The organism is Ensifer sp., from assembly GCF_035999185.1.
Taxonomy (GTDB): Bacteria; Pseudomonadota; Alphaproteobacteria; order Rhizobiales; family Rhizobiaceae; genus Ensifer.
Genome location: NZ_DASYHB010000171.1, coordinates 1 through 23,113 on the forward strand (window position 1 = coordinate 1; position 23,113 = coordinate 23,113).

30 protein-coding genes and 1 pseudogene are annotated in these 23,113 nt (G+C 59.3%); 20 read left to right on the forward strand and 11 right to left on the reverse strand.

Annotation, left to right across the window (positions count from 1 at the left end):
• Positions 1–91 precede the first annotated feature (91 nt).
• Entirely contained in the window at positions 92–2,227 is a 2,136-nt protein-coding gene (locus VGO04_RS23060) for a sodium-translocating pyrophosphatase (protein WP_327498296.1), read from the forward strand.
• A gap of 70 nt (positions 2,228–2,297) precedes the next feature.
• Here the strand turns inward: VGO04_RS23060 and VGO04_RS23065 are convergent, their stop codons facing one another.
• Complete coding sequence (locus tag VGO04_RS23065; protein ID WP_327498297.1) at positions 2,298–2,804, reverse strand: outer membrane protein assembly factor BamE; 507 nt, start codon at positions 2,802–2,804, stop codon at positions 2,298–2,300.
• A 138-nt stretch (positions 2,805–2,942) separates the two neighbouring features.
• On the opposite strand from VGO04_RS23065, the gene VGO04_RS23070 reads away from it, so the two are divergent.
• The 6 genes from VGO04_RS23070 (at position 2,943) to VGO04_RS23095 (ending at position 7,471) form a co-directional block, all read left to right on the forward strand.
• Positions 2,943–3,482, forward strand: coding sequence for a ubiquinol-cytochrome C chaperone family protein (locus tag VGO04_RS23070; protein WP_327498298.1), 540 nt, complete (start codon positions 2,943–2,945; stop codon positions 3,480–3,482).
• Positions 3,483–3,577: 95 nt separating this feature from the next.
• Positions 3,578–4,129: a DUF177 domain-containing protein gene (locus VGO04_RS23075; RefSeq protein ID WP_327498299.1), complete on the forward strand. Its 552-nt coding sequence runs from the start codon at positions 3,578–3,580 to the stop codon at positions 4,127–4,129.
• 200 nt (positions 4,130–4,329) lie between these two features.
• Positions 4,330–5,388 carry a phosphate acyltransferase PlsX gene (plsX, locus tag VGO04_RS23080; RefSeq protein ID WP_327498300.1) on the forward strand — a complete coding sequence of 353 codons (1,059 nt, stop codon included), beginning with the start codon at positions 4,330–4,332 and terminating at the stop codon, positions 5,386–5,388.
• A gap of 4 nt (positions 5,389–5,392) precedes the next feature.
• The gene (locus VGO04_RS23085; protein WP_327498301.1) at positions 5,393–6,364 is read left to right on the forward strand and encodes a beta-ketoacyl-ACP synthase III; all 972 of its coding nucleotides are present in this window, start codon (positions 5,393–5,395) and stop codon (positions 6,362–6,364) included.
• Positions 6,365–6,456: 92 nt separating this feature from the next.
• Positions 6,457–6,795: an integration host factor subunit alpha gene (locus VGO04_RS23090; protein ID WP_034803721.1), complete on the forward strand. Its 339-nt coding sequence runs from the start codon at positions 6,457–6,459 to the stop codon at positions 6,793–6,795.
• A 139-nt stretch (positions 6,796–6,934) separates the two neighbouring features.
• Positions 6,935–7,471: a MerR family transcriptional regulator gene (locus tag VGO04_RS23095; RefSeq protein ID WP_060580887.1), complete on the forward strand. Its 537-nt coding sequence runs from the start codon at positions 6,935–6,937 to the stop codon at positions 7,469–7,471.
• Positions 7,472–7,714: 243 nt separating this feature from the next.
• Here the strand turns inward: VGO04_RS23095 and VGO04_RS23100 are convergent, their stop codons facing one another.
• From VGO04_RS23100 to VGO04_RS23125, 6 genes and pseudogenes are all read right to left on the reverse strand, one after another.
• Positions 7,715–7,879, reverse strand: coding sequence for a hypothetical protein (locus tag VGO04_RS23100; protein ID WP_327498302.1), 165 nt, complete (start codon positions 7,877–7,879; stop codon positions 7,715–7,717).
• Positions 7,880–8,244: 365 nt separating this feature from the next.
• Positions 8,245–9,387 carry a site-specific integrase gene (locus VGO04_RS23105; protein ID WP_327498303.1) on the reverse strand — a complete coding sequence of 381 codons (1,143 nt, stop codon included), beginning with the start codon at positions 9,385–9,387 and terminating at the stop codon, positions 8,245–8,247.
• A gap of 17 nt (positions 9,388–9,404) precedes the next feature.
• Positions 9,405–9,566: pseudogene (locus tag VGO04_RS23110) on the reverse strand (helix-turn-helix domain-containing protein); the annotation flags it as partial.
• Positions 9,567–9,733: 167 nt separating this feature from the next.
• The gene (locus VGO04_RS23115; protein ID WP_327498304.1) at positions 9,734–10,282 is read right to left on the reverse strand and encodes a hypothetical protein; all 549 of its coding nucleotides are present in this window, start codon (positions 10,280–10,282) and stop codon (positions 9,734–9,736) included.
• A 3-nt stretch (positions 10,283–10,285) separates the two neighbouring features.
• Positions 10,286–10,474: a hypothetical protein gene (locus tag VGO04_RS23120; RefSeq protein ID WP_327498305.1), complete on the reverse strand. Its 189-nt coding sequence runs from the start codon at positions 10,472–10,474 to the stop codon at positions 10,286–10,288.
• A gap of 1 nt (position 10,475) precedes the next feature.
• Positions 10,476–10,706 (reverse strand): hypothetical protein, encoded by a 231-nt coding sequence (locus VGO04_RS23125; protein ID WP_327498306.1) that lies wholly within the window; start codon positions 10,704–10,706, stop codon positions 10,476–10,478.
• A 229-nt stretch (positions 10,707–10,935) separates the two neighbouring features.
• Between VGO04_RS23125 and VGO04_RS23130 the strand changes: the two genes are divergently transcribed.
• A complete protein-coding gene (locus VGO04_RS23130; RefSeq protein WP_327498307.1) occupies positions 10,936–11,553 on the forward strand; it encodes a type VI secretion system-associated protein TagO in 618 nt (205 codons plus the stop codon).
• Between the two features lie 7 nt (positions 11,554–11,560).
• Here VGO04_RS23130 and VGO04_RS23135 read toward each other — a convergent pair whose 3' ends face one another.
• Positions 11,561–12,193: a LexA family transcriptional regulator gene (locus tag VGO04_RS23135; protein WP_327498308.1), complete on the reverse strand. Its 633-nt coding sequence runs from the start codon at positions 12,191–12,193 to the stop codon at positions 11,561–11,563.
• A gap of 134 nt (positions 12,194–12,327) precedes the next feature.
• Here VGO04_RS23135 and VGO04_RS23140 point away from each other — a divergent pair, with 134 nt between their 5' ends.
• The 4 genes from VGO04_RS23140 to VGO04_RS23155 all read left to right on the forward strand — a co-directional run bounded on the left by VGO04_RS23140 (position 12,328) and on the right by VGO04_RS23155 (position 13,584).
• Positions 12,328–12,543, forward strand: coding sequence for a hypothetical protein (locus tag VGO04_RS23140; protein WP_327498309.1), 216 nt, complete (start codon positions 12,328–12,330; stop codon positions 12,541–12,543).
• 119 nt (positions 12,544–12,662) lie between these two features.
• Positions 12,663–13,139, forward strand: coding sequence for a phage regulatory CII family protein (locus VGO04_RS23145; protein WP_327498310.1), 477 nt, complete (start codon positions 12,663–12,665; stop codon positions 13,137–13,139).
• Positions 13,136–13,414: a hypothetical protein gene (locus VGO04_RS23150; protein ID WP_327498311.1), complete on the forward strand. Its 279-nt coding sequence runs from the start codon at positions 13,136–13,138 to the stop codon at positions 13,412–13,414. Before VGO04_RS23145 ends, VGO04_RS23150 begins: the two co-directional genes overlap by 4 nt.
• Positions 13,411–13,584, forward strand: a complete 174-nt coding sequence (locus VGO04_RS23155) for a hypothetical protein (RefSeq protein ID WP_327498312.1) — start codon at positions 13,411–13,413, stop codon at positions 13,582–13,584. The genes VGO04_RS23150 and VGO04_RS23155 overlap by 4 nt, the downstream gene beginning before the upstream one ends.
• A 32-nt stretch (positions 13,585–13,616) precedes the next feature.
• Here VGO04_RS23155 and VGO04_RS23160 read toward each other — a convergent pair whose 3' ends face one another.
• A complete protein-coding gene (locus VGO04_RS23160; RefSeq protein WP_327498313.1) occupies positions 13,617–14,897 on the reverse strand; it encodes a DUF6161 domain-containing protein in 1,281 nt (426 codons plus the stop codon).
• Between the two features lie 118 nt (positions 14,898–15,015).
• Here VGO04_RS23160 and VGO04_RS23165 point away from each other — a divergent pair, with 118 nt between their 5' ends.
• From VGO04_RS23165 to VGO04_RS23180, 4 genes are read left to right on the forward strand one after another with little or no spacing between them, the layout of a single operon-like run.
• Entirely contained in the window at positions 15,016–15,384 is a 369-nt protein-coding gene (locus VGO04_RS23165; protein ID WP_327498314.1) for a hypothetical protein, read from the forward strand.
• A 13-nt stretch (positions 15,385–15,397) separates the two neighbouring features.
• A complete protein-coding gene (locus tag VGO04_RS23170) occupies positions 15,398–15,871 on the forward strand; it encodes a hypothetical protein (protein WP_327498315.1) in 474 nt (157 codons plus the stop codon).
• Positions 15,868–15,996: a hypothetical protein gene (locus VGO04_RS23175; RefSeq protein WP_327498316.1), complete on the forward strand. Its 129-nt coding sequence runs from the start codon at positions 15,868–15,870 to the stop codon at positions 15,994–15,996. The genes VGO04_RS23170 and VGO04_RS23175 overlap by 4 nt, the downstream gene beginning before the upstream one ends.
• Complete coding sequence (locus tag VGO04_RS23180; protein WP_327498317.1) at positions 15,996–16,346, forward strand: hypothetical protein; 351 nt, start codon at positions 15,996–15,998, stop codon at positions 16,344–16,346. The genes VGO04_RS23175 and VGO04_RS23180 overlap by 1 nt, the downstream gene beginning before the upstream one ends.
• 250 nt (positions 16,347–16,596) lie before the next feature.
• Here VGO04_RS23180 and VGO04_RS23185 read toward each other — a convergent pair whose 3' ends face one another.
• Positions 16,597–17,145, reverse strand: a complete 549-nt coding sequence (locus VGO04_RS23185) for a hypothetical protein (RefSeq protein WP_327498318.1) — start codon at positions 17,143–17,145, stop codon at positions 16,597–16,599.
• A 251-nt stretch (positions 17,146–17,396) separates the two neighbouring features.
• On the opposite strand from VGO04_RS23185, the gene VGO04_RS23190 reads away from it, so the two are divergent.
• The 3 genes from VGO04_RS23190 to VGO04_RS23200 all read left to right on the forward strand — a co-directional run bounded on the left by VGO04_RS23190 (position 17,397) and on the right by VGO04_RS23200 (position 21,517).
• Positions 17,397–18,626, forward strand: a complete 1,230-nt coding sequence (locus tag VGO04_RS23190) for a DUF7146 domain-containing protein (protein WP_327498319.1) — start codon at positions 17,397–17,399, stop codon at positions 18,624–18,626.
• Between the two features lies 1 nt (position 18,627).
• The gene (locus VGO04_RS23195; RefSeq protein WP_327498320.1) at positions 18,628–20,445 is read left to right on the forward strand and encodes a phage/plasmid primase, P4 family; all 1,818 of its coding nucleotides are present in this window, start codon (positions 18,628–18,630) and stop codon (positions 20,443–20,445) included.
• A 277-nt stretch (positions 20,446–20,722) separates the two neighbouring features.
• A complete protein-coding gene (locus tag VGO04_RS23200) occupies positions 20,723–21,517 on the forward strand; it encodes a hypothetical protein (protein ID WP_327498321.1) in 795 nt (264 codons plus the stop codon).
• 140 nt (positions 21,518–21,657) lie between these two features.
• Here the strand turns inward: VGO04_RS23200 and VGO04_RS23205 are convergent, their stop codons facing one another.
• Entirely contained in the window at positions 21,658–22,215 is a 558-nt protein-coding gene (locus VGO04_RS23205) for a hypothetical protein (RefSeq protein ID WP_327498322.1), read from the reverse strand.
• A 247-nt stretch (positions 22,216–22,462) separates the two neighbouring features.
• Here VGO04_RS23205 and VGO04_RS23210 point away from each other — a divergent pair, with 247 nt between their 5' ends.
• The gene (locus tag VGO04_RS23210; RefSeq protein ID WP_327498347.1) at positions 22,463–23,083 is read left to right on the forward strand and encodes a hypothetical protein; all 621 of its coding nucleotides are present in this window, start codon (positions 22,463–22,465) and stop codon (positions 23,081–23,083) included.
• Positions 23,084–23,113: the final 30 nt, after the last annotated feature.

Here is a 23,113-nt window from a genome sequence, read left to right on the forward strand (position 1 = left end):
GTGCTGCTTGAGGAGGTGGTGCGTGATTCGCGGTTTTGAGGGGCCTGCGGCCGGGAGTGAGTCCGCGGGTTGTAACGGAGGGTAATGCGAAATGACCATTTTGTTGGGCGTTATCGCATGCGGGTTGCTCGCGGTGGCTTACGCCATCTGGGCAACACAGTCGGTGATGGCCGCCGACCAGGGGAACGCCCGCATGCAAGAAATCGCAGGCTACATTCGTGAAGGGGCTCAGGCCTATCTCACGCGTCAATACAAGACCATTGCCATTGTCGGCGTCGTCGTATTCATCGCCGCTTGGGTTCTTCTTTCTCCCGCCGCCGCTTTCGGTTTCCTGATTGGTGCAATCCTTTCAGGGGCTGCGGGCTTCATCGGCATGCATGTTTCGGTTCGGGCGAACGTCCGCACTGCCCAGGCGGCTTCCGTCAGCCTCGCCTCCGGCCTCGACATCGCTTTCAAATCCGGCGCAATCACCGGCCTTCTCGTGGCAGGCCTGGCCCTTCTCGGGGTCTCGGTCTACTACGTCGTCCTCACGGCCGGCATGGGGCACGAGCCTGCCTCGCGCGAGGTGATCGACGCGCTGGTTTCGCTCGGTTTCGGCGCATCACTGATCTCGATCTTCGCCCGTCTCGGCGGCGGCATCTTTACCAAGGGCGCTGACGTCGGTGGTGACCTCGTCGGCAAGGTCGAAGCCGGTATTCCGGAAGACGATCCGCGCAACCCGGCGACCATTGCCGACAATGTCGGCGACAACGTCGGCGACTGCGCCGGCATGGCCGCCGACCTCTTCGAGACCTATGCCGTCTCCATCGTCGCAACCATGGTGTTGGCGGCCATCTTCTTTGCCGGGACGCCGTTGCTCGCAACCGTCATGGTCTATCCGCTGGCAATCTGCGCTGCCTGCATCATTACCTCGATCGTCGGCACGTTCTTCGTCAAGCTTGGGTCCAACAACTCGATCATGGGCGCGCTCTACAAGGGCCTGATCGTGACCGGCGTGCTGTCGATCCTCGGTCTTGGCGCCGCCACGTCCTTCACCATCGGATGGGGCTCGATCGGTACCGTCGCCGGCAAGGACATCACCGGCTGGAACCTCTTCATCTGCGGTATTCTCGGCCTGGTGGTCACGGCGCTGATCGTGGTGATCACCGAATACTATACCGGAACCAACAAGCGGCCGGTGAATTCGATCGCCCAGGCCTCGGTCACCGGTCACGGCACCAACGTCATTCAGGGGCTTGCCGTCTCGCTGGAATCGACGGCGCTGCCGGCAATCGTCATCGTTGGCGGCATTATCGCGACCTACCAGCTCGCCGGCCTCTTCGGCACCGGCATCGCCGTTACCGCCATGCTCGGCCTTGCCGGCATGATCGTGGCGCTCGATGCCTTCGGTCCAGTGACCGATAATGCCGGCGGCATCGCGGAAATGTCGCATCTGCCGCCGGAAGTGCGTAAATCCACCGACGCGCTTGACGCGGTCGGCAACACCACCAAGGCCGTGACCAAAGGTTACGCGATCGGTTCGGCCGGTCTCGGCGCCCTGGTGCTCTTTGCGGCCTATTCGAACGATCTGAGCTATTTTGCCGCCAACGGGGACAAGTACCCGTACTTCGCCGACGTCGGTCAGATCTCGTTCGATCTCTCCAACCCCTACGTGGTCGCCGGACTGATCTTCGGCGGTCTCATCCCCTACCTCTTCGGTGGCATCGCGATGACCGCCGTCGGCCGTGCGGCCGGCTCGATCGTCGAGGAAGTGCGCCGGCAGTTCCGTGAAAAGCCGGGTATCATGGCCGGTACGGAGCGACCGGACTACGGCCGCGCCGTCGACCTTCTGACGAAGGCGGCGATCCGCGAGATGGTCGTGCCCTCGTTGCTGCCGGTGCTTGCGCCGCTCATCGTCTACTTCGGCGTGCTGCTTCTGTCGGGCTCGAAGGCTTCGGCATTCGCGGCACTGGGCGCATCGCTTCTCGGCGTCATCGTCAACGGCCTCTTCGTGGCGATTTCCATGACTTCGGGCGGCGGCGCCTGGGACAATGCCAAGAAGAGCTTCGAGGACGGCTTCGTCGACAAGAACGGCCATCGTCATCTCAAGGGCTCTGATGCGCACAAGGCATCGGTCACCGGCGATACGGTCGGCGACCCCTACAAGGACACCGCCGGGCCGGCGGTGAACCCCGCGATCAAGATCACCAACATCGTGGCGCTCCTGCTTCTGGCAGTCCTCGCCTGATCGGACCCTGAGACGCAAAAAGGCCCGCGGAACATCGTTTCGCGGGCCTTTTAGTATTGAGTGTTTGCGACTAGTTGCCGAAGTCCTTGAACAGGCTCCGGGCTGCAGCCTGACCGGCACCGGGGCCCGTCAACAGCTGGCCGAGGAAGCTCGTTTCCTTGCCGCCGGTCGGCGTCGTGCGGGTCAGCATGTCGAAGACCTTGCCGTCCTTCAGCGTATAGTGCGCGAGCTGGCTGACGGTGCCTTCCTTGTCGAAATAGACGGCGAGAATCGACTGATCGATCAGCTTCGGCTTCATGAAGGCGACGGGGCGCTTGCGCGTCTGCGAGATGTAGTAGAACACTTCGTTGTCGAAGGTCGCCGTCGTCGAGGGCGTGCCAAGCGACAGGAGAACCTGTTCGCGGCTGGAGCCGACCGGAACGAGATTTAGCGTTTCCTGATCAACCACATAGCCCTGATGGAGAACTTCACCGACATTGGCGGACTGGCAGGCGGAAAGGGTAAAGCCGGCAATGGTAGCAACGACCGCCACGCGGCCAAGCGCCTTAAAATTTCTTCTCAAATACCGCTTCGTCAACGACAGCTCCCCTTGGAGTAACGATGGCAGATCCGCCATTGCAATTCGTGCCTGCTTCGGTAAACCAGCTTCGGCTGTCATGCAACAACGGGATGGGCGCTTGCGCGCATTTCGAGAAAGCCAAGCCCGAGCTTTGTGATGATTTTTGGACTGTTCAAAAGAAAAAGCGGCAACACCGCGATTGTCGAGCGGCAATATGCATTGCTGACGTCGGCTGCGCGCCAGCCTTACCTCTATACCGACCTCGATGTGCCGGACACGGTCATGGGGCGTTTCGAGATGCTGTCGGCAACGTTGATCCTCTATTTCCGCCGCACGCGCGCCTCCGCAAGGCCCGGTCAGGAAATTGCCCAGGAAATCATCGACGCCTTCTTTGAGGATGTCGACCATTCGATTCGCGAGCTCGGCGTCGGTGACGCCGGGGTGCCGAAGAAGATGAAGAAACTCGCCGCCATGTTCTACGGGCGCCTTGAGTCCTATGCGGCGGCACTCGAGGCAAAGGACACGGCGACCCTTGCTGCGGCGTTGAAGCGTAACTTCCATCCGGAGGGCAGCGACGAAGCACCTTCGATGGCAGCGCTTGCAGACTATCTGTTGGCGGCCGAGGCGCAGCTCACGGCAGTCGCGGAAGAGGCCGTCGAGACCGGCCAGTTGCACATTCCGCCCGCCGGAGCGTAATAGGAAGATCATTACGCCGTGACCGGGAAACCCCGGGCGGCGGCTGCATTCGCGCTTGGGAGCCGTTCGAGCCAGCGCGAGGAAGGACTGAAATCATGAAAGACGACAGCCAACCGGCATTTTCCTATCCGGTGCGGGTAGGCCATATCTCGGCCAACGCGGTCAGCGTGCATCTATCCGCCAATGAGCGGGAGAGAAAGGCCCTTGCCGAGCTTTGGAACATCAAGGAGGTCCTGTCGCTCGATGCCGACCTGCAGATCGCGCGCTGGAAGAAGGATGGCGTGAAGATCAAGGGAGACGTCAAGGCGCGCATCGTGCAAAGCTGCGTCGTGACGCTGGAGCCGGTTGAAGCCGAGATCGACGAACCGGTCGAAGCGATCTTCGTGCCCGAGGGATCGCGGCTTGCCCGCCAGGCGAGCAACGACGGCGGCGAGATGATTCTCGATCCTGATGGACCCGACATTCCCGACACATTTGTCGGCGACACGATCGACGCCGGCGTCGTCGTCAGTGAACAGGTGGCGCTCGCCATCGACCCCTATCCGCGCAAACCGGGTGTGGTTTTCGGCGATCGCATCGAAAGCACATCTGCGGATGACAAGAAGCCGAACCCGTTTGCGGTCCTGAAGGACTGGAAAAAGGACTGAGGCCGCCAAAGCTTCGCCTACAATTCGGTTGTCACGCAATGGAAAAGCAGTATTTTGGCCCCAAACCGGCCGAAAGAGCCGCCAAAGCGATCTGCCGCGTGCTTGGCTCAAGCGTCAGAGCAATATGTTTCGTCAGTGCGTTCCCTTGAGTGCGCGTCGGCGGCACGTGTTGTGTGGCAGAAATAAAGGATAAGACACGCGTGGTCAGAATTTCACTTGACGTTATGGGTGGCGACTATGGTCCCGAAGTCGTCATCCCAGGCGCCGCAAGGGCGCTCGAACGTCATCCGGACATCAAGTTCGTCCTGTTCGGCATCGAGGCGCAGTGCGCGGACCTCCTGAACAAATATCCGAAGCTCAAGGCCAACAGCACCTTCTACGATTGCGAGATCGCAGTCGCCATGGACGAAAAGCCGAGCCAGGCGTTGCGCCGCGGCCGCGGCAAGTCGAGCATGTGGAAGGCGATCGATGCGATCAATGCCGGTGAGGCCGATGTGGTCGTTTCCGCCGGCAATACCGGCGCGCTGATGGCCATGTCCGTGTTCTGCCTGCGCACCATGCAGGGAATTCAACGACCGGCGATCGCCGCGATCTGGCCGACGCTGAAAGGCGAGAGCATCGTGCTCGATGTCGGCGCGACGATCGGCGCTGACGCGCAGCAGCTCATGGATTTCGCGTTGATGGGCGGCGCCATGGCGCGCGCGCTGTTCGAAATCGAGCGGCCGACCGTTGGCCTCCTGAATGTCGGCGTCGAGGAAATCAAGGGACAGGAAGAGGTCAAGGAGGCCGGCCGCCTGATCCGTGAGGCCAACATCGACGGCTTTGAATATTACGGCTTCGTCGAGGGCGATGATATCGGTCGAGGAACGGTCGATGTGGTCGTTACCGAAGGTTTCTCCGGCAACATCGCGCTGAAGGCCGCCGAAGGCACTGCGCGTCAGATTGCCGAATATCTGCGCGCGGCGATGTCGCGCACGCTTCTCGCCAAGATCGGCTATATCCTGGCGAAAGGTGCGTTCGACCGCCTGCGCGAGAAAATGGATCCCCGCAAGGTCAATGGCGGCGTTTTCCTCGGCCTCAATGGCGTCGTGATCAAGAGCCATGGTGGTGCGGACGCCGAGGGTTTCGCGGCCGCAATCGATGTCGGCTACGACATGGTGAAGAATGGCCTGAAGTCGAAGATCGAACTCGATCTGGCGAAGTACCATGGCGCCGACGCGCCGCAGGCCCTTTCCGCCGGCATGAATGATGAGGTTTGAATATATGATCCGTTCCGTCGTTCGCGGCTTCGGTGCAGCATTGCCGAAACGCGTGGTCACCAATCAGGAGCTGGAATCCAAGGTCGACACGTCCGATGAGTGGATCGTGCAGCGCACTGGTATCCGGCAGCGCTATATCGCCGGCGAGGGCGAGACGACCGCATCGCTTGGCGAAGGCGCTGCACGGGCAGCACTTGCCAATGCCGGGCTCACACCTGACGATATCGACCTGATCATCCTGGCGACCTCGACACCGGACAACACGTTTCCGGCAACGGCCGTCAACATTCAAGACCGGCTCGGCATGCGCCACGGTGCGGCCTTCGACATGCAGGCCGTCTGTTCCGGCTTCGTCTATGCGGTAACCACCGCCGATGCCTATATCCGCGGCGGACTTGCCAAACGGGTGCTGGTGATCGGCGCGGAGACCTTTTCGCGCATCCTCGACTGGAATGACCGGACGACCTGCGTGCTCTTCGGCGACGGCGCAGGAGCGCTTGTCCTGGAGGCACAGGAGGGTGAGGGGACAAATGCCGATCGCGGCGTCCTGACGGCAAAGCTGCGCTCCGACGGTGCCCATCGCGACAAGCTCTATGTCGATGGCGGCCCGTCGACCACGGGCACGGTCGGCCATCTGAAGATGGAAGGGCGTGAAGTCTTCAAACACGCCGTCGGCATGATCACCGATGTGATCGAGGCTGCTTTCGACGCGACCGGAACCACCGCCGACGATCTGGATTGGCTGGTTCCACACCAGGCCAACCGCCGCATCATCGACGGCTCGGCCAAAAAACTTGGAATCCCTCTCGACAAGGTTGTGGTGACGGTAGATCTTCATGGCAACACGTCGGCGGCATCCATTCCGCTGGCGCTGAGCGTGGCTGCGGGTGACGGACGCATCAAGAAGGGCGATCTTGTTCTGCTCGAGGCCATGGGCGGCGGCTTCACCTGGGGCTCGGTGCTCATCCGCTGGTAAAGAAATTGCTTAAGCAACAGACGCTTGACCGCAAAAGGCAAGGGCAATAGTCTTCGGTCGCTGATCGGCGTGCCAGACATTGGTGGGGGAAGATGAGCGGAAAAACAGTAACGCGGGCGGACTTGGCTGAATCGGTTTTTCGCAAGGTAGGTCTGTCACGGACAGAGTCTGCCGAACTGGTGGAAACCGTCATTGACGAAATATGCAACGCAATCGTGCGTGGCGAGAGCGTGAAGCTGTCTTCGTTCGCGACCTTCCAGGTTCGCGACAAGAACGAACGCATCGGGCGAAACCCGAAGACCGGCGAGGAAGTGCCGATCTCACCACGGCGCGTCATGACCTTCAAGGCGTCGAACGTGCTGAAGCAGCGTGTCCTGAAGGCGCATCTGGGCCGCAGGGCCAAGCAGAAACCGGTATCTCCCGTATCGTAAAGGCGGGCTGCCAACCACAAATGTGGTTGAAAACCCATCCATAAGCCGTTGAAATCGACCCGATTCGTGCCATCATCGGCACGATATCGGTTCATTGCGGCTACCGACGACTGAGTCGCGTGACATGGAATGGGATGCTATGGAAAAGAGCCCGGACGCTTTTCGCACCATCAGCGAGGTCGCTGACGACCTCGATCTGCCGCAGCATGTTCTGCGTTTTTGGGAAACCCGGTTCCAGCAGATCAAGCCGATGAAGCGCGGCGGTGGCCGGCGCTATTACCGGCCCGAGGATGTCGATCTTCTCAAGGGCATCCGGCACCTGCTCTACGATCACGGCTATACGATCAAAGGCGTGCAGAAACTTCTAAAGACCAATGGCAACAAGTTCGTCGCGGCGATTGCCAGCGGGGATCTCGCAACCGTCGAGGCGCTTGCGGCCTCAAGCAACGAGGAGCCGGCGCCGCCGAAAGCCGGCCTTTCCGAGGAAGATCAGATCGTCGGCCGCGCCAAGGCGCCGGCAAGCCGTCGCTTCTTCTCCTTTGGCGGCAACAGCGATGACGTTCCGGAAATCTCGCTCGGCAAGTCCTCGTCGGTGGGCAAGGAGGATCGTGCTCTGCTGCAGGAGGCACTCTATGATCTCCTGGAATGCAAGCGACTGCTCGATCAGGTTCGCTGACCGCACGCTTCAGCCCGCGCCTGCGCAGCCCACCGGCCGTCTTTGGCAAAGCGTCGTGACGCCAGATCCTTTCAACGGGCGATAACGTGCGCAGCGTTGGCCAAGGTTGGAGATAAGCGGAGTGGCAGCCGCTATCGTGCTGCCGTCATGTGTGGCCGGACGCTCCTGTTCGTGCGTCGGCGGGTCGCTCGCAAGGGACTGCAGCGAACCGGGCTACGGCCGGTTCGCCAGAGATCATAAGCGCTAGTAGGAAAGCCGGAAGCCACCAGGGCTTGAAGCGCTGACATCGGGCTCCGGGTAGGGGCCGGTCCACTGCGCATAGGTGGTGTTGGTCGACCCTGATGTCGCGCACCCGGACAAGGTAAGAAGTGCGATCGCTGTCAGTGCCATAAGAGACTTAAGAGGCATGGTTTTCTCCTAAAAGGGGAGACACTCCAGGCCTCAAGGGCCAGTAACAAACTGTCCCTCAAATCATCTTTGATAGCAAGCTCACGTTGCGTTAGGCAGCATGTTTCGAGCGGCGCGTTTCAGACTTGGTGAAAGTTCCATTGCCGCGGATGCAGGTTCAGCAAACCCGCACCAGAAATCATCTGTGGCAGAGCAGCGGGTGGCCAGCCTATTCGCTCCGACCGTCACTTATCCACCAGGGACATTTCTTTTTCATGCCGACTTCGATTTTCCCGCTTGCGCTCTAAGCGTTGGTTATATAGGGATTTCCTCGGTTCGGAGCGTAGCGCAGCCCGGTAGCGCACTTGACTGGGGGAAATAGCCCCTCAGCCCGAATTCTTCCCCAAATTCAAATCGTTACCGTCTTCGGCAGCATTGCTCGTGGGACTTTTCGTGGGACGTCCTGACGCTGCGTTAAGTGCGTTCCTCACGTCGTCGTCGACCGCGTGCGCATACTTCGTCGTCGTCTTAATGTCGCGGTGCCCGAGCAGGATCTGGGCAACCCTGAGGTTTGACTTGCGCAGCACGCGAGTGGCGGCCGTGTGCCTCGTGTCATGGAAACGGAAGTTTTTTACGTTGGCGTTCGGGACGGCGCGTCGCATTGCCGACTTAAGACCCGAATCGGTGGGGGGATAGCGCTGGCCTTTGACGAGGTTCTGCTTTTTCAGGGTTCGCTTGGCCGCATAGGTGAACACCTTCGTCGGATGATGGTCTTTCTGTTTCCAAAGGAGTTCGAAGATGTCGTCCGACATTGGGATGGTGCGGATCTTGCCGCCTTTGCCGGTGACGGTGAAGCGCTTCGAGAAGAAATCGACATGCGGCCAGTCCAGGCCGAGGATCTCCATGCGCCGGCAGCCGCTAAGGAATGCAAACTCCACAGCGTCATCGTAGCCGCGCTCGAGTTGCTGCATGATCGCGTCTTCTTCCTCGATCGAGGCTTCGCGGACCCGCTCTTGGGGCTCCTCGAGCATATGCTGTCCGAAGTCAAACTCGGCGACGGCGACTTTCCAGACGTTCTTCGCACGCAGGCGGATTTCACGGAGCGGCTGGGTGCAGGTACGGTTTACCGTTGCTGGGCTGACGAACGGTGACTTTGGGTTTCCCTTAATGCGTTCGCCTCGGCGCCGAGCGACGAGGCTGGCGATCACGCTATCGGTAATAGCGGTTAGGTTCGTCTTCGCGCCGATGTGTTGCTTCAGCCATTCGAGATTCTTAAGGGTGGTTTCGGGCGCGGCATTGTGCTGGCCGATCTCCATCCACCAGCGGGACGTTGCTAGATCAAGGGTAAATTCCTTGCCGAAGAAGGCTGCTTGCTCGGCTAGTTCCGCATTGGCCTGCTCTTTCCGGGCTTCTTCGAGGCGGACTGCTTCTCGCTTCTTCGTTGCACCAATATCGCCTGAAAATCGACGACCCCGTAAGACGAAGTCATAGGAATAGGTGTTCTGACCCTTTCTTTTGTAGACCGACATTTGGCAGAGCGCTCCTCGATGAATGCGGACAGATCGGCTTCTGTGTAGCGGCGTGTCGGTCTTTTCTTGCCGAGACCGGTGTTAATCCACCTCAGGAGACCTTCGTCCGTCAAGTCGCGGAGCTGGCGGGTCGAAATGCCGAGGCGCCCGGCCGCTTGCTCGGGGGTGAGCAATTCCATTTTCACAGCGCCTCCGTTGAGATAGCCAGACACATGTCACCTCAGGGCTCGGTTGGCGGCGACGATCGAGGCACGTTCGAGCACCAGGTCCTCGCCGATCAGGCGGTCGGCCAGTTTTCGGAATTCCTCTTCAGCCTTGCCAGCCGGAAGGGGCCTGATGGCACCGGTCAACTTCGGAGCGGTGGAGAGCGCATTTCGCGGCCGGCACGGGGTCCGAAGAGCGCGATCGCTTCGGTGCGGCACATGCGATTGTCCATGTCCTTGACGAGCTTCGCCTGCTTTCGCGTCCAGGCCTCGGGACCTGGCAGGCCGGCGGCGAAATAGATCACCTCATCCCAAGCGGCCTTGCAGGTGGCAACGGCGTCGCGCATGCGGGCTTCGCCGTAGAGATCGATGGCGACTGAGGAATAGAGATCCTGCGATGGTTTCGACTGGTCACCGACGATGTACTCGTGACCGTCGTGCAACAGGAACAGGGCGGCTTCCCATCGGCTACCGCCCTCGTTCAGGATCGCCTGCGCGCCCATCGTCGAATGCTGCGCGACGGAGAATGCAACGCCAGGATTGCGGCCGTCGAAGCGTGCGATCTTCGAGAGCGAATTGCCCATTTCGAGGAAGCATACTTCGGCGGGATCCGGCGAGGCGATATCGATGACCGATCCATCGGGAACGAAGGACCACACAGGTTGGGGAGCGAGGCGCGTGTTGACTGCCATTGGTCACCTCCACAGCGAGGCGACGACACGTACCACAACGTCGACCGCATCGTTGAGCATCCAGCCTCCGGCCACGCAGCACAGCGCGAACAGGGTCGCGACAATGCGGCGTGTCCGGAGGGGCGGTTCGCGAAGGGTGATCTGCTTGGGAGGATCAACGCGACCGCCGAAAGGGGTGAAGTAATTGTCCATGTCAGGCGACCTGGCGGACGGACTGACGGCGCGCGATCTTCGCGGCTTCGGGCAGGAGGCGCTTCAGCGTCGGCTCGGACCAGAACGTCAGCGTCTCGATGCTGACGTTCTGGTCCGCGAACGCGAGTTCGCGCATGTCGCCCGCCAATCGCTCTTCAAGCGTGCGGATGCAGCTAGGCGCCGCAGCGATCTTCGCTGCGGCGGTTTCGGAATGGCGTTGAATTCGGATCATTTGCGGCTCCTTGCAGTAGGTCGCCACAAATATAGCGATAAGCGCTAAATCATTGTCAAGTTCAAATGTAGCGATAATCGCTAAAGTTCAATCCCAGCGAAATGACGTTGAACGGAAAACGCTATGTCCGATCTGCATGCGAAGAGAAAGGCCGGGGCTCCCGGCCTTCTTGACAGGGGAAGGGGGGCTGCGAATGTGATTTCTCGGTTAACGTGCGGAGAAATAGGAAATGCGAGCGGCAGCTTTGTTGGTTTCGGCGATATTGCTTTCAGCCGGTTCTGCGATGGCTCGGGATCCTCAGGAGTGCGCTCGCCTTGAGGACTCTCTTCAGCGGCTGACATGCTTCGACAAAATGTTTCCGAAGGCCGGGGCAGGTGAACCCGCCAATGCAACCGCGCCGGCTTCTTTGTCTTCGGCCGCTTCGTTGTGGGAAGTTCAGGAAGAAGTCTCGCCAGTCGATGATAGCAAGGTTGTAACGGCCGCATTGATGCCGGCCAAATCCACGAGCACCGGGTTTGACAACGCATCAGCCTATCTATTGATGTCGTGCCGTGAGCAAACGACAAGCTTTATCATTTCGACAGAAATGTTCATGTCTGGAGAAGAGCCCACAGTCACAACGCGGATTGGAGGCGCGCCAGCAGTTACTGGGAAATGGTCTCGGTCTACCAACTACAAGGCGGTCGGCCTTTGGAGCGGCAAGGAGGCTATCCCCTTCATAAAGTCGCTGAAGGACAACGAGAGATTGTTTATCCGTCTGCAAGACAAAGATCGCGTTGACGCAGAGTTCGATCTCGCCAACGTCTCGGAAGTTGTTGAAAAGATTAAGGCTGCTTGCAAATGGTGAAGGCGTCTTAATCGACTTCGCGCTGGACCGAGTAAATCACGCGACCGACAATTCGGACGATCTCACCATCGCCGCCCGACAAATCGATTGGTTGTTGATGAAGCGGGTCATTAGACTCGGGTAGCAGCCAGTGCTTACCATTTTCATCCTGCCAAAGCTTCTTGACTGTCGCTTCGCGAAGCCCGTCCGAGCGCTCTGTTTCAATGATGTAACGACGGCCGGGCTTAGGCGATTCTCCGGTTTCCATCATGCTCGTGTAGATCAGCGCTGATCCCTCGGGATAGCGCCGGTTCATTGACGGTCCCTTGCTCTCCGCGCCGTACAGCGTGAAGTGACGAAATTCCGGCTCGTCAGGGACGGCGACGTCGTACCAATCGTCTTCATCCCACAGCGATGATTCCTGCCAAATGCCTGCGGCGACGTATTGGCGTATGGGGACCACACGGACATCGCTCCGCCTGGAGATGAAGTCTGACGGCGAGCAGTGCAAGATCTTCGCGAGCTGCTCCATTTGCTGGGCGCTCAGCTTCGTTTTGCCGTTTTCGAGTTTGTTGTAGTTGGTCAAATGCAAACCCAACGCGTCCGCAACCTGTTGCTGCGTCATGTTCTGTGATTTGCGAATTTCTTTTAATCTCATCATGTTACCATTTTAGCGAAATTCGCTATAGTACGATATCGCGCTTATCGCTAAACGTCACTTGACAACGATGTAGCGATTTACGCTATATATCCGTCATGGACTTGAGAACCTGGCGCACGAAATCAGAACTAACGATGGCAGAAGCAGCGTTGCTGCTCTCAATCGATAGCGCGCGTACTTATCAACGTTACGAGACCGGGGAGAACCGACCGGATGCTCCGATCATGGAGCGTATCCGTGTAGCCACATCTGGCGAGGTAACGCTCGATGCGATGCACAGCCTTCGATTGGACTGGCTGAAGCTGAACAAGTGCGACGCTGTTGGCGAACTCATCGAGGCAGCGGAATGATGGTGCCTTGGTTTGCATGTGGTCCCCCTTGATCTGATGGGCAGACCTTACGGGCGCGGCGAGCGCCTTTCACGGAAAGACTTCTGGAAACGATTTCCTTGATTTTCAGGGAGGATGGCTTGCGCACTATTTCTGACAAACAGGGCCTGACGCTAAAGGCGGCGACCCGTCGATCAGTCGACATGGCTGGGGGCGGCGATGCCTTGCAGCACGTTACGCGCGTTCGTTCGTCGTATCTCTCCAAATGCGGCTCTGCCGGCGAGGACAACGCCGACAAATACCTGCCGATCGATGTTGCCACCGAGGCTGACATGGAGGCGGGCTCGCCGATCATCCTGACGGCCATGGCTGACATTCTCGGCTATCGAGTGATCCCGGTCGTCGAGGGTACTGACCTGCCGATCGCGGTCGCCCAGCCGACACACAAGGACCTCACGCACCTCAACCGGGAACTGATGGATGTGGTCCGCACCTTCAGCGACGCACTCGACGACGATCATGTCGACGGCCGCGAGAAGAAGGAAATCACACGCGAGATCGATGAGGCGATCAAGGCGCTCCACGCGCTGCAGCAGCGCATCGGCGGTGCTGCATGAGCAAGGCGCGCATCATCAAGATCGTCTGCCTCGGCTGCAGGGGCTCCGGAAAACTCGGCTGGATCGCTGGTCATTGCCCGCGCTGTGAGGGGCAGGGCAGGGTACCCGTCGCCAAGGCACTCGCCATGGCCGACGAACGCCATGCGCTGGCTGGCGCTGGTCTCGTTTCCGGCGACTACGGTCTGTCGACCGCAAAGCGCCTGCGCAGCGAGGCCGCGGCCATCTATGCAATCGCCGGTATCAGACCCCCTTGGCAGCTGGAGGTATCGCGATGACCGAACCTCGTCCCCAGAGCCGCCGCGAACGCCTTCGCTCTGAAAAGGGCTTGCAGCGGAAGGAACTGCTGCGCGCAATCCGCAAAACCTTGAAGGCCTGGCGCGATGGCGCTGAGGTCGAAGCCAGCATGGAGCGCATTGCTGACCTCATGGACGGGAGGGTGAAGTGACCCATCGGTCGCCTTCAGCCCAGTCAGAAACGTCATTTCGCAGAAGGCAGCGTTTGCCTCAAACCTGCATTGATAGCCTCTGTGAAGTCGGGAGGTTCAATACCATCTGGGCCGTGGCCTGGCACCTGTCTGAATATTGCCCAAAGCATCATCGGCAGTGCTCGCTCGTCAGAGCTGTCCTGCGTTGTGATACGAAAGTAGGCCTGCATGATGGTGTGCCTTTGCCGGGCGTCATCCATGAGCAGCAGCGATCGGATGATGAACCGGACTACAATTTTCAGAAGCCAGAAGTACACGGCAACTGGGACGGAGACCACCAAGATGCGTCCGAGTTGCTGTGCAATCACGCCACCGGCGCTTGCGTTCAGGACCAAAGTCTTGAAATTCAATGGACTAACAAAATCAATGATGGCGCGCCCACCAAAAACTGCCGTCAAGAGCCCCGCAAGCGCGAGACCAATGAGACAACCGATACTGTATTGCAATGCCTTTTCGGCTTGTCGGGCTCGATCATCCCAAAGACTTGTTACACCTCTAAGCTTCAATCGCTCGTTGATTGCAGTTTCCGATGCAACAATACGCGCCTCCGCAGAGTGTGTGAGTTCTTCCAGCCGTTTCTCCAGCGCCGAGGCCTTTTCTTCAGTTTGCGTCATGGCGTCATTAACGCTCTCGATCGCAATATCCTGGGTGGAGATTTGGCTTCGTTGGACCTCTCGCAGGTGCTCAATTGCACTAGATGCAACCTGGAGTTCATCCTTGAGCTTAGACATTCCAAAGGAAAGGTGATCTCCGTCGCTTTGAAGGCGAAGGTAAATCGCTCTCAAGGCCCCGTAGCGGATCATCCCCACCCTTGTTTGCTCCCGTACCGTGTTCGAAATCTTGTTAGGGTCAAGTTTCCGAGGGTCTTGAAGCAGTTCGAAGACGATTGCGCCTGCCAAAAAATCGACGAACGTATGAATTTGCTCTGGGGTTTTGAATGGCGGCGGATTCGTCTTCGTGAGAGCCTTTCTAAATTGCTCCACCCCAAAATCGTCGAGAACGGGCATTGGGGACCTAACCATCTCGTCTTTGACAGTCACTGGAAACTGGCTAAAGCGCGGCAGAAGCAGTTCCCGAAGGGCAACCCAGCTGGTGTCCATATTCCCACTAACACCGGTTTCACCGAAAGGAATGCTCAGCGTTTCGAAAAGCCTCTCGTAGAGCCGTGGCTGCATTTCTGCAGCGTTGCGCGCCTCAACTGGGCCTCGTTCCCCACCGTATCGTTTGGGTTGGTTTGTCAGGAGCTTAATCAACTCCAATTCGATCTCGTGCATCGAAACTCTCCCTCAGCGTGCGTCAGTTATTCACGGTTTCGATGGGTTTGCCATTCCCCTGGATTCGGCTTGCACAGGATATTTGCTCTCGGCTGGAGGGCCTCTGGTGGGAGGGGAAATGTCTAGGGTCCGCCTCTTCATCGTCACCAACGATCCGGGGCGTGCCCTCGGCGAGGCGCTCGGCTGCGCCACGATCAACGCGCCCGACTGGTGCCCGGTGGTCAGCGATGCGGTTGAGATCCTCCGCCTTCCTGACGGCGCGAAATGCATCGGCGCGTGGTTTGGCCCTCGGGCATCCGCACAGGAATCGGCCTGGCGTGAGCGCCGAATGTTCGGCGGCATCGTCTTCCTCACTGACGAGGATTGGCAGCGCCTTTCCGCATGGATCGCCAAGCGCAAGGGCGGCGCGGTCACCGCACCCGAACCGCCGGCGATACCGCCGCGGGCTGTGGCCTCCCGCCCGAACCTCATCCAGCAATTTACCTGAAAGGAGCTGAACCATGGGAAAGCAAGTCGCCAAGATCGGGTTCTTCGAGCCGTACCAGCGCACCGAGTTCTGCCTGCTGGCTGCTGAAGCAGGCATCGCCGTGCCCGACGTCGCAGAGATGATGCGCGTGCCGGCCGCTGCTGTGCGCAACGCCATCGTTCTGTCCTTCAATCACAATCCATTTCGTGGCGGTGCACAGGCAGAGGATGAGGCGTCAGTCGAGAACCGCAGCACGCTGGCACGCAAGCACCGTGTCGCGCTGCTCGGCCATATCGAGGCCGGCGACGAAAAGACCATCACCGTGACCTATGCCAACCTTTCGCGCGCCATCGGCATGCGCCAGAAGGCCATGTTGTCGATCCTGCAGAAGATGCGCGATGGCGGCTATGTCGACCAGTTGCGTGAGGGCCGCATGAGCGTTCCGGCTGTGCTGCGCCTAACGCTCAAGGGTGAAGCAGCGCTCATCCGCTGGCGCGAGGCTGCATGATGTTGGAGCTGTTCAACGCAATCTTCTATTCGTTCTGGACCTTCATCGACTCCCTCATGCTGCTTGCCATCGCGACGCAGGGAGTTGTTGCCTTGGCGGCGATCCTGTTCGGCAGGAGGTCATGATGGAGCGACCGCGCATCCTCCTTGTTGTCGCGCCGTCGCGCCCGGAATGCCTCCGCACGGCACAAGCCTTCGGGATCGATGTCGAAGCGAACCTCAATCGCATCCGCTTGATCAGCACTTTGCTGGGGCTGCTCGGCTGGCATGAGGGCACTGCCTTTATCAGCCTCGGCCGGATGTTCTGGCCGATACCCGGTCGGCATCCGCTTTATCTAGCGCTGACGTCTCTTGAACGCTGCGGACATTTCCGGGCCGCCGAGGACCGCGATCTTGCGCCGCTGCGTGCACCGCACCCGACACTTGCAGTCTTTGAGATGACGACGCTTGCCGAGGGCGCAAGGAGGATGATGTGATCCTGGCGTGTCACGACTGCTCTCGCCAACTTTGTTTTTCGGGCCGGGACCGGCGCGGTGTAGCGGCGTCGTACGGTTGGTCCGAGAACCGCAACAAGTTCTATTGTGCCGGCTGCGCTCACCAGCTCGACAACCACGAGAGCGCAGCAGTGTCCATTGAGCACTACGGTCATTTCCGGGCTGCAGGGGAAAGCGAACTGGCGCCGCTGCATGCTGGGCAGTCTAGGGGGGTGGGCAGCACCGCTGAGACTTACAGAGGCCAGTTTTCAAGAATGGTGGCGCGAGGATGGAACCCGTGAACTCCAGCGATGCGATCCGTATCGCTGATGTAGGACTTGGCCGCGTGGATGCAATCGGCCACATATCTCTCAATAACATCGTACATCTCGCGAACGGAACGGTCGATAGCGCGGGCCTCATCACCATTGAGCGGCGAAGGCGCCCGGCGAATGGTGGCCTCTGCCATGTCCAAGATACTACCGACATCGACAAAGTTGAGGTCCTTTGGGTAGCCGATCGCGTCCTCAAACTGCAAAAAACTCTTGATCGCCAACGATTCCCTCAACTGGCTCACGGTATCGATCGCGGTTTCGATGGATCGAGGCTGCTCGGAGGGGGCCGGCCCCCAAACGAGGCGTTGAATAATCACCTCTTCCTGCAACATCCTACTGTCCCTCAACAGCTTGTGACAGAGAACAACATTCCCGTAGTTCTGAAGAGCGAAGGCGCTCTGCGCCGCTTCTTTGGCGTCGTGAATTTGCCTCTTCAGGTAAATCAGCGTTGGAACGGCGACCAGCACTGCAGCCCATCCACTTGCTGCAGCGAACCACTCGCGAACACAGTTCTCTCCCGGATCAGAGGCGCAAAGGGCAGTCCTCAAGCCAGCCGGAAACAAGGAGTTCCAGTAGAGAGCGCAAACGACCACGGTGCTCAGCACGAGCAGACTAAACAGCCACCCACTCCGATCCCACATATCACGCATGATCAGCGCGCCTCCATTAAGCGATCAATTGTAAAGCAATGTCTAACTCAATCAAGGCTAGCGTCTCGATGAGTGCCTCGCTGGAACTCTACGTTGAAGAGGCGCGCGGGATCAGCGTTGTCGATGCAGCAACGGCTCTTGGTCTCGTCGGTCCGAGCTTTAAGGGGAATCACGCGGGACCGTGCCCTGTTTGTCAGGGCAAGGATCGGTTCGCGATCAGCAGTCTCAAGGGCGCGTGGAACTGCCGCAATTGCGGCATCGGCGGCAAGGACGGAATAAGCCTCGTTGCCCATGCCGGGCATATCGACCTGCGCTCGCGTGCCGGTTTCTTGACAGCCTGCGCAGAGGCTCTCGGCAAGCCCCTGCCGCATGAAGCCGAGCGCGAGACCGAGTATCAGATTGACGAGCGTCGCCAGCGGATCGCGGCGCAGAAGGCGAAGAACAAGGCCGCGGCTGCCGAACGCGAAAAGCAGGACAACGATTACCGTGACCGCGAGGTCAAGCAGTCACGCGGCATCTTCTTCAATGCCTCGGCCGAGCCGCATGCCGATGTTGCCGCCTATCTGAAGGCGCGCACCGGCTACGATATGCCGGCCGAGGTGTTCGCTTATCTCCGCAGCAATGCGCGTTGCACCTATTGGCACGGCCGCGACGATCGCGGCCATGAAATTGCGCGTCATGTCGGTGTCGCGATGATCGCGCCCTTCGTCGACCTGGCTGGGCACGTGACCGGTTGCCACCAGACATGGATCGACCTGAACTGCGAGCCGAAGTTCCGGCCGGATCTCGGTCGAGATGACAAGGGCGAACCTCTGCCGACGAAAAAGATGCGCGGCACGAAGCGCGGCTCGATGATCCCGCTTTTCGGCCTGATTTCGTCGACACGATGGGTTGGAGGCGAAGGCATAGAGAACGGCCTCGCTATCGGCGGCGCCGAGCGGTTTCGGCAGGACACCTTCTACTTCGCGGCTGGTGATCTCGGAAACTTGACCGGCCCGGCTGATCCGGAATCGCGCTTTGCGCATCCGACCCTGACGAAGGCCGATAAGAACGGCAAGCCAAGGCGCGTGATGGTGGCTGGGCCGGTCCCGAAGGCCGACCAGGCGCCAGACGAAGCGATGCAGGTGGCGGATCACGTCGCCGAGCTCGTGTTGCTCGCCGACGGCGACAGCGAAGCGGTTTTCACCGCGGCCGCGATGGTGCGCGCCGAAAAGCGTTTGGCCCGAGACGGCCGGACGATCGAGACCTGGTGCCCGCCGGTCGGAATGGATTTCTCAGCATTGATGACGAGGTATTGACGTGGCGGAACGCAAGAAGCGACCGAACCTCCCCGAGGATGTCGCGCAGAAAATGGAAGAGTTCGCCGCGCAGCGAAAGTCCGAAAACCCCGAAACCCCTCTTGGTCCTTCGGACGAGCCGCCGGCTCACCTCTCGGCCGATCTTGAGCCCGACACTGGTGCCGTCGAGTATTGCGCCGAGTTCGATCACTCCGACACCGACAATGGCAAGCGGCTGATCACGCATTTCGGCACGGACTTCATCGTGCTGGCGCAGGAGAAGGCGAAACAGCCGGCATTCGCCGTCTGGACCGGTTCGCATTGGGATGTTTCCAACGGCGGGCCGAAGGCGACAGCGATCGCGCAGCGGCTCGGTGACCGGATCGCGCGAGAGATCGAGTTCATCAAGCCTTCCGCCTTTGAACAGATGTTCATCGACAAGGCGATCGAGGCGAGGAAGAAGCCGGAGGAGGATCGCAACCCGACGGAGAAGCGGCTCGCAATCGCGGCGGACAAGGCCGAGGAGGCGCATGGCAAACGCGTCAAGCGCCGGCTCGACCACGCTGTGACATCGAAGAACGTTGCGAAGATGCAGGCGGCGCTCGCCTGTGCCGCGCCGCATATCATGCGCTCGCCGAACGACTTCAACGCGAACCGGATGATGGTGGCGATGCAGAATGCGACGCTGGTCTTTCATCGAAAAACCGAGCGGCGGAAGAACCCGCGCCATAAGAGCGTGAGGGAGACGCCGGACGCCCCGGAATACATCGATGCCTGCGTAGATTCATCGCTCGAGGTGATACCGGGCCACCGTCGACGGGACATGATCACCCATATCGTGCCAGTGCGCTACCGGCCCGAAGCGAAGTGCCCGAAGTGGATGGCCTTCATCGAAAGCAAGCTGCCTGACAAGGATGTGCGCCGCCTGGTGCAGGTCAGCTCCGGCCTCGGTCTTCTGGGCATCACGGTACAATACCTGTTCTTCCACTATGGAGACGGTGCCAACGGCAAATCCGTCTATATGGAAACGCTCTGCCGGCTGCTCGGCGACGTCGCGGTGACACTGCCCGCGACGAGCTTGATCGGCGAAGGTGGATCTTCTGGCAGCGCCAGCCCTGACCTTGCCCGGTTGCACGGCCGGAGGCTGCTGCGCGTCAAGGAGTTGCCAGAGGGCGAGGATCTTCGCGAAAACCTCGTGAAGGAGCTGACGGGCGGCGAGACGATCACCGCGCGCGACCTCTTCTCCGGTTACACCGACTTCCTGCCGATCTTCATCGCCATCATGAGCGGCAACGGCTATCCCCGCATCACGGGCACCGATGATGGTATCTGGCGACGCATGGCCGTTATCCATTGGCCGAACAAGATCGCCAAAGAGGACCGGCGCGAGTTCGAGGAGATCGTGTCATCCTTCGAGCCCGAACATCCGGGCATCCTCAACTGGCTAATCGAGGGCGTGCGCATCTTCTTGCGCGAGGGCCTTGTGATCCCGGATGCGGTCGAGAAGGCGACGCAGGAGTATCGTGACGACATGGACCGCACAGCGGGCTTTGTTGGCCGATGTATCGAGCGGGACGCCAATGCCGACCAGCTACAAGGCAAGGACCTCTATCAGGCCTATTGCGATGACACGGTCGACCACGGCGGTAAGCCGATGAATGTCGCCGCGTTCGGCCGCGTCATGTCCAAGAAATTTCGCAAGGAACGAACCGCGACCGGCGTCGTCTACTTCGGCATCCGGCTCAAGAACGTGCCGAGTGGCAGCAGCGGCGGCATGCGCGAGCCTCCTCCTGCCGGGCGCGTCGATCCGCGCGAACCGTGGCCCAACGACCTGCCGTAGCCTCCCCGTAACCCCTCCTTTCAGGGTCAGTTCTGACCAGTTCGTGACGAGTTGATGATGAGTTCTCAAAGGCGGAAAGTGTAATGAAAACAATGATTATGATGAGTTGTGACGGGTTTGCGCACGTTCAAATAAATGGCGTTGGGGAGGTTCGGAGGGAAAAGCATGGTGATGCGAAGTAAACTCGTCAGACTGATCTAACTAACTGATTTCAATATCTAAAAATCTACATTCAACTAGTCATAAACTGGTCAGAACTGGTCAGAAGGAATTGAGGATGAAGAAAACGACCATCGAAGCTCTCCTGACTTGGGCTCTTACGAAGGAACTCTGCAAGGTCGGTGCTGGTGGTACCTACGCTGGGCCGGGATACGGTGTCGCCTGGAGTGGCATGCTGGAGATGGCAGCGCTAGGCACGATGGTGGACCGCAGCCCGAATGTGTACGGCGCCATCCCGAGCTTCGTTTACGAGGGTGAGCCCGCTGCCGACGCGGTGGTGGTAGGTGATGCCGTGCGTGCTCTTGCTCATGAAGGTTTCGAGATCGCGGATGGATGGAACCCGGTTCCTGATTGGATTGATGAGCTGGGGCTGATCGCTGAGGTCGTCGAGAAGCTTGCAGCCGAGCACCGTAAGCGCGCCGATCGTCTGAGTGGGCGCCAAATCCTGTCGCTGGTCATAACTTCAGCCGTGTTGGGTCGTGGCCCATTCTGGCAGGCCAACGGGCCGAAGGTCGTCATGGTCGAGCATCGGGGCAAGCCGGCTTGGTTCGTCATGCGCAAGGCGAAGGATCGCACCGGCAAGATCTACGAGTATGAGGACAACGGCTTCGATCAGCGTCGCCCGCGGCCATTGAAGGGCGCCTATCGCAAGTGGTGCCTTGATCGGTCCATCCGTGGCGACGTCCTATCCCGACTTGATTGGCGGCTTTGGCAGTCGGCCCTGGAGCTGCTGCACCTCCGCCTTTCGGCTCCGAAGTGCCTCGTTTCTCATGAACTGCTGCCGTTTCGACCGATCCGTGCACCATGGAAATCGGCTGTCGGAATTGCACAAGCTACTGACAATGTTGGATAAATAGAAATTTCTGCACGTCGTTGCGCGCGGCAGAAAGTTGACATAGCTTGGCCACACTAAAAAAGATCAGGTTCGACCCGCTGGACGAAAGCCCGGCGGGTTTTACTTTTGATGGCCCGGCAGATAGCAGCCTACTTCGGTCACGCGGAGGCTCGTGGCGTAGCCTCCTCTCTTATCGTAATTCCAGGACTAGAGTTTTGTCCTCCGACCGCATCGGCTCGTCTCTCCACCTGCCGTTGGACAAAGGACCCGATGAACGCGCCCAAGGTCAGCTTTGTCAGATCGACAAAATTTGCACTGTCGTACAGCGTGAGTGCCGAAAACAGTAGCGTGAGAAAAATAGTGGCGAGGGGCAAGCCAGTAAGGCCCAACTGCGTGAAACTGCCTGTAAATTTTCTAAGGCTGCTGAGCTTTATGTATTCGTTGATTGCATCTGTCTTTCCGTCGGCGATCAAGGGGGCTAATAGTTCATAATCCGCTGGAGGTATAATCGGGACATGAGTGGCACCCGCCGCCACGATAAGCCTGTAGCCAATGTATGCGCTCAAGATCGCGACTATAAACAGCATGATTTCAAGGATATTCGGGACGATGGTCCTGATGAGCACATGATCTTTCTCATCAATAAACACCAGTCCAGGTGGGCCGAAAAAGGCCTTGGCGGTGAAAACAGCCAACAAAGCCAGCACGGCAGTCAATGATATCTGGAACGGTCGCTTTGCCGAATACAGCAGGTTCTTATCAACGGAATCTCTGGGCTCCATTTTGTCTCTCCACAAATGGCAATTTCTGAAACAGACCGAGAGCGAAGATAGAAATACACGTTCTATTAGAGATATCAAAAATACGCTCGAAACTTTCCTCCATCAAGGTTTCGCAACGCGTCCAACCCTTGGGTACACAAGGCGCGTCAGGTCGCTTTGCATACTTGAAGGTTCGCGGACGATGATAGACGCCCACATAAAATTCGATCTGACGGGCTACGAACGTTCACTGCGCGATATCGAGCGCAAGCAGTTGCCCTATGCGATCATGCTGACGCTGAACGTGACGGCAAAGGGCGGGCGGATCGAGGTGCAGCGCGAGATGGATCGCGTTTTTGATCGGCCGACGCCCTATGCCAAGCGTGGCGTGGTGTATGACAGGGCGACCAGGCAGAACCTACAGGCGGCTGTCGTAGCAACGGGCGATCGAACCAAGGGCGGATTGCCAGCCACCGCGTTCCTTGGACCACAGATCGAAGGCGGGATGCGCACGCATAAGGCGTTCGAACGACAGCTGATCGATCGAGGCGTGATGAAGCGCAACGAGGTCGCGGTCCCTGCAAAGCGTGCGCCGCTCGATCGGTATGGCAACATGACGCAAGGTTTTCTCAACCGGGTCATGGCCGACTTGCAGATCAATTATCGAGGGGCCGGCGCTACGCGCGTTCGTTCCGACACGTCAGTCAAGCGGAACAAGAACTATAAGAACGCGCGTTTCTTCGCGGCCGAGCGCTATGTGACCGCGAACATTCACGACCACTTCGCCGCCGCCTTCGAATGGGCGGTTCGGACGGCTCGGTGACCGGTCGATCGGGTTCGCGGGTCCTTCCTG

Coding starts and splice junctions, on each gene's coding strand:
- VGO04_RS23060 (WP_327498296.1), top strand. CDS start 92: ATGACCATTTTGTTGGGCGTTATCGCATGCGGGTTGCTCGCGGTGGCT.
- VGO04_RS23070 (WP_327498298.1), top strand. CDS start 2,943: ATGATTTTTGGACTGTTCAAAAGAAAAAGCGGCAACACCGCGATTGTC.
- VGO04_RS23075 (WP_327498299.1), top strand. CDS start 3,578: ATGAAAGACGACAGCCAACCGGCATTTTCCTATCCGGTGCGGGTAGGC.
- VGO04_RS23085 (WP_327498301.1), top strand. CDS start 5,393: ATGATCCGTTCCGTCGTTCGCGGCTTCGGTGCAGCATTGCCGAAACGC.
- VGO04_RS23090 (WP_034803721.1), top strand. CDS start 6,457: ATGAGCGGAAAAACAGTAACGCGGGCGGACTTGGCTGAATCGGTTTTT.
- VGO04_RS23095 (WP_060580887.1), top strand. CDS start 6,935: ATGGAAAAGAGCCCGGACGCTTTTCGCACCATCAGCGAGGTCGCTGAC.
- VGO04_RS23100 (WP_327498302.1), bottom strand. CDS start 7,879: ATGCCTCTTAAGTCTCTTATGGCACTGACAGCGATCGCACTTCTTACC.
- VGO04_RS23105 (WP_327498303.1), bottom strand. CDS start 9,387: ATGTCGGTCTACAAAAGAAAGGGTCAGAACACCTATTCCTATGACTTC.
- VGO04_RS23115 (WP_327498304.1), bottom strand. CDS start 10,282: ATGGCAGTCAACACGCGCCTCGCTCCCCAACCTGTGTGGTCCTTCGTT.
- VGO04_RS23120 (WP_327498305.1), bottom strand. CDS start 10,474: ATGGACAATTACTTCACCCCTTTCGGCGGTCGCGTTGATCCTCCCAAG.
- VGO04_RS23125 (WP_327498306.1), bottom strand. CDS start 10,706: ATGATCCGAATTCAACGCCATTCCGAAACCGCCGCAGCGAAGATCGCT.
- VGO04_RS23130 (WP_327498307.1), top strand. CDS start 10,936: ATGCGAGCGGCAGCTTTGTTGGTTTCGGCGATATTGCTTTCAGCCGGT.
- VGO04_RS23135 (WP_327498308.1), bottom strand. CDS start 12,193: ATGATGAGATTAAAAGAAATTCGCAAATCACAGAACATGACGCAGCAA.
- VGO04_RS23140 (WP_327498309.1), top strand. CDS start 12,328: ATGGCAGAAGCAGCGTTGCTGCTCTCAATCGATAGCGCGCGTACTTAT.
- VGO04_RS23150 (WP_327498311.1), top strand. CDS start 13,136: ATGAGCAAGGCGCGCATCATCAAGATCGTCTGCCTCGGCTGCAGGGGC.
- VGO04_RS23155 (WP_327498312.1), top strand. CDS start 13,411: ATGACCGAACCTCGTCCCCAGAGCCGCCGCGAACGCCTTCGCTCTGAA.
- VGO04_RS23160 (WP_327498313.1), bottom strand. CDS start 14,897: ATGCACGAGATCGAATTGGAGTTGATTAAGCTCCTGACAAACCAACCC.
- VGO04_RS23165 (WP_327498314.1), top strand. CDS start 15,016: ATGTCTAGGGTCCGCCTCTTCATCGTCACCAACGATCCGGGGCGTGCC.
- VGO04_RS23170 (WP_327498315.1), top strand. CDS start 15,398: ATGGGAAAGCAAGTCGCCAAGATCGGGTTCTTCGAGCCGTACCAGCGC.
- VGO04_RS23175 (WP_327498316.1), top strand. CDS start 15,868: ATGATGTTGGAGCTGTTCAACGCAATCTTCTATTCGTTCTGGACCTTC.
- VGO04_RS23180 (WP_327498317.1), top strand. CDS start 15,996: ATGGAGCGACCGCGCATCCTCCTTGTTGTCGCGCCGTCGCGCCCGGAA.
- VGO04_RS23190 (WP_327498319.1), top strand. CDS start 17,397: ATGAGTGCCTCGCTGGAACTCTACGTTGAAGAGGCGCGCGGGATCAGC.
- VGO04_RS23200 (WP_327498321.1), top strand. CDS start 20,723: ATGAAGAAAACGACCATCGAAGCTCTCCTGACTTGGGCTCTTACGAAG.
- VGO04_RS23210 (WP_327498347.1), top strand. CDS start 22,463: ATGATAGACGCCCACATAAAATTCGATCTGACGGGCTACGAACGTTCA.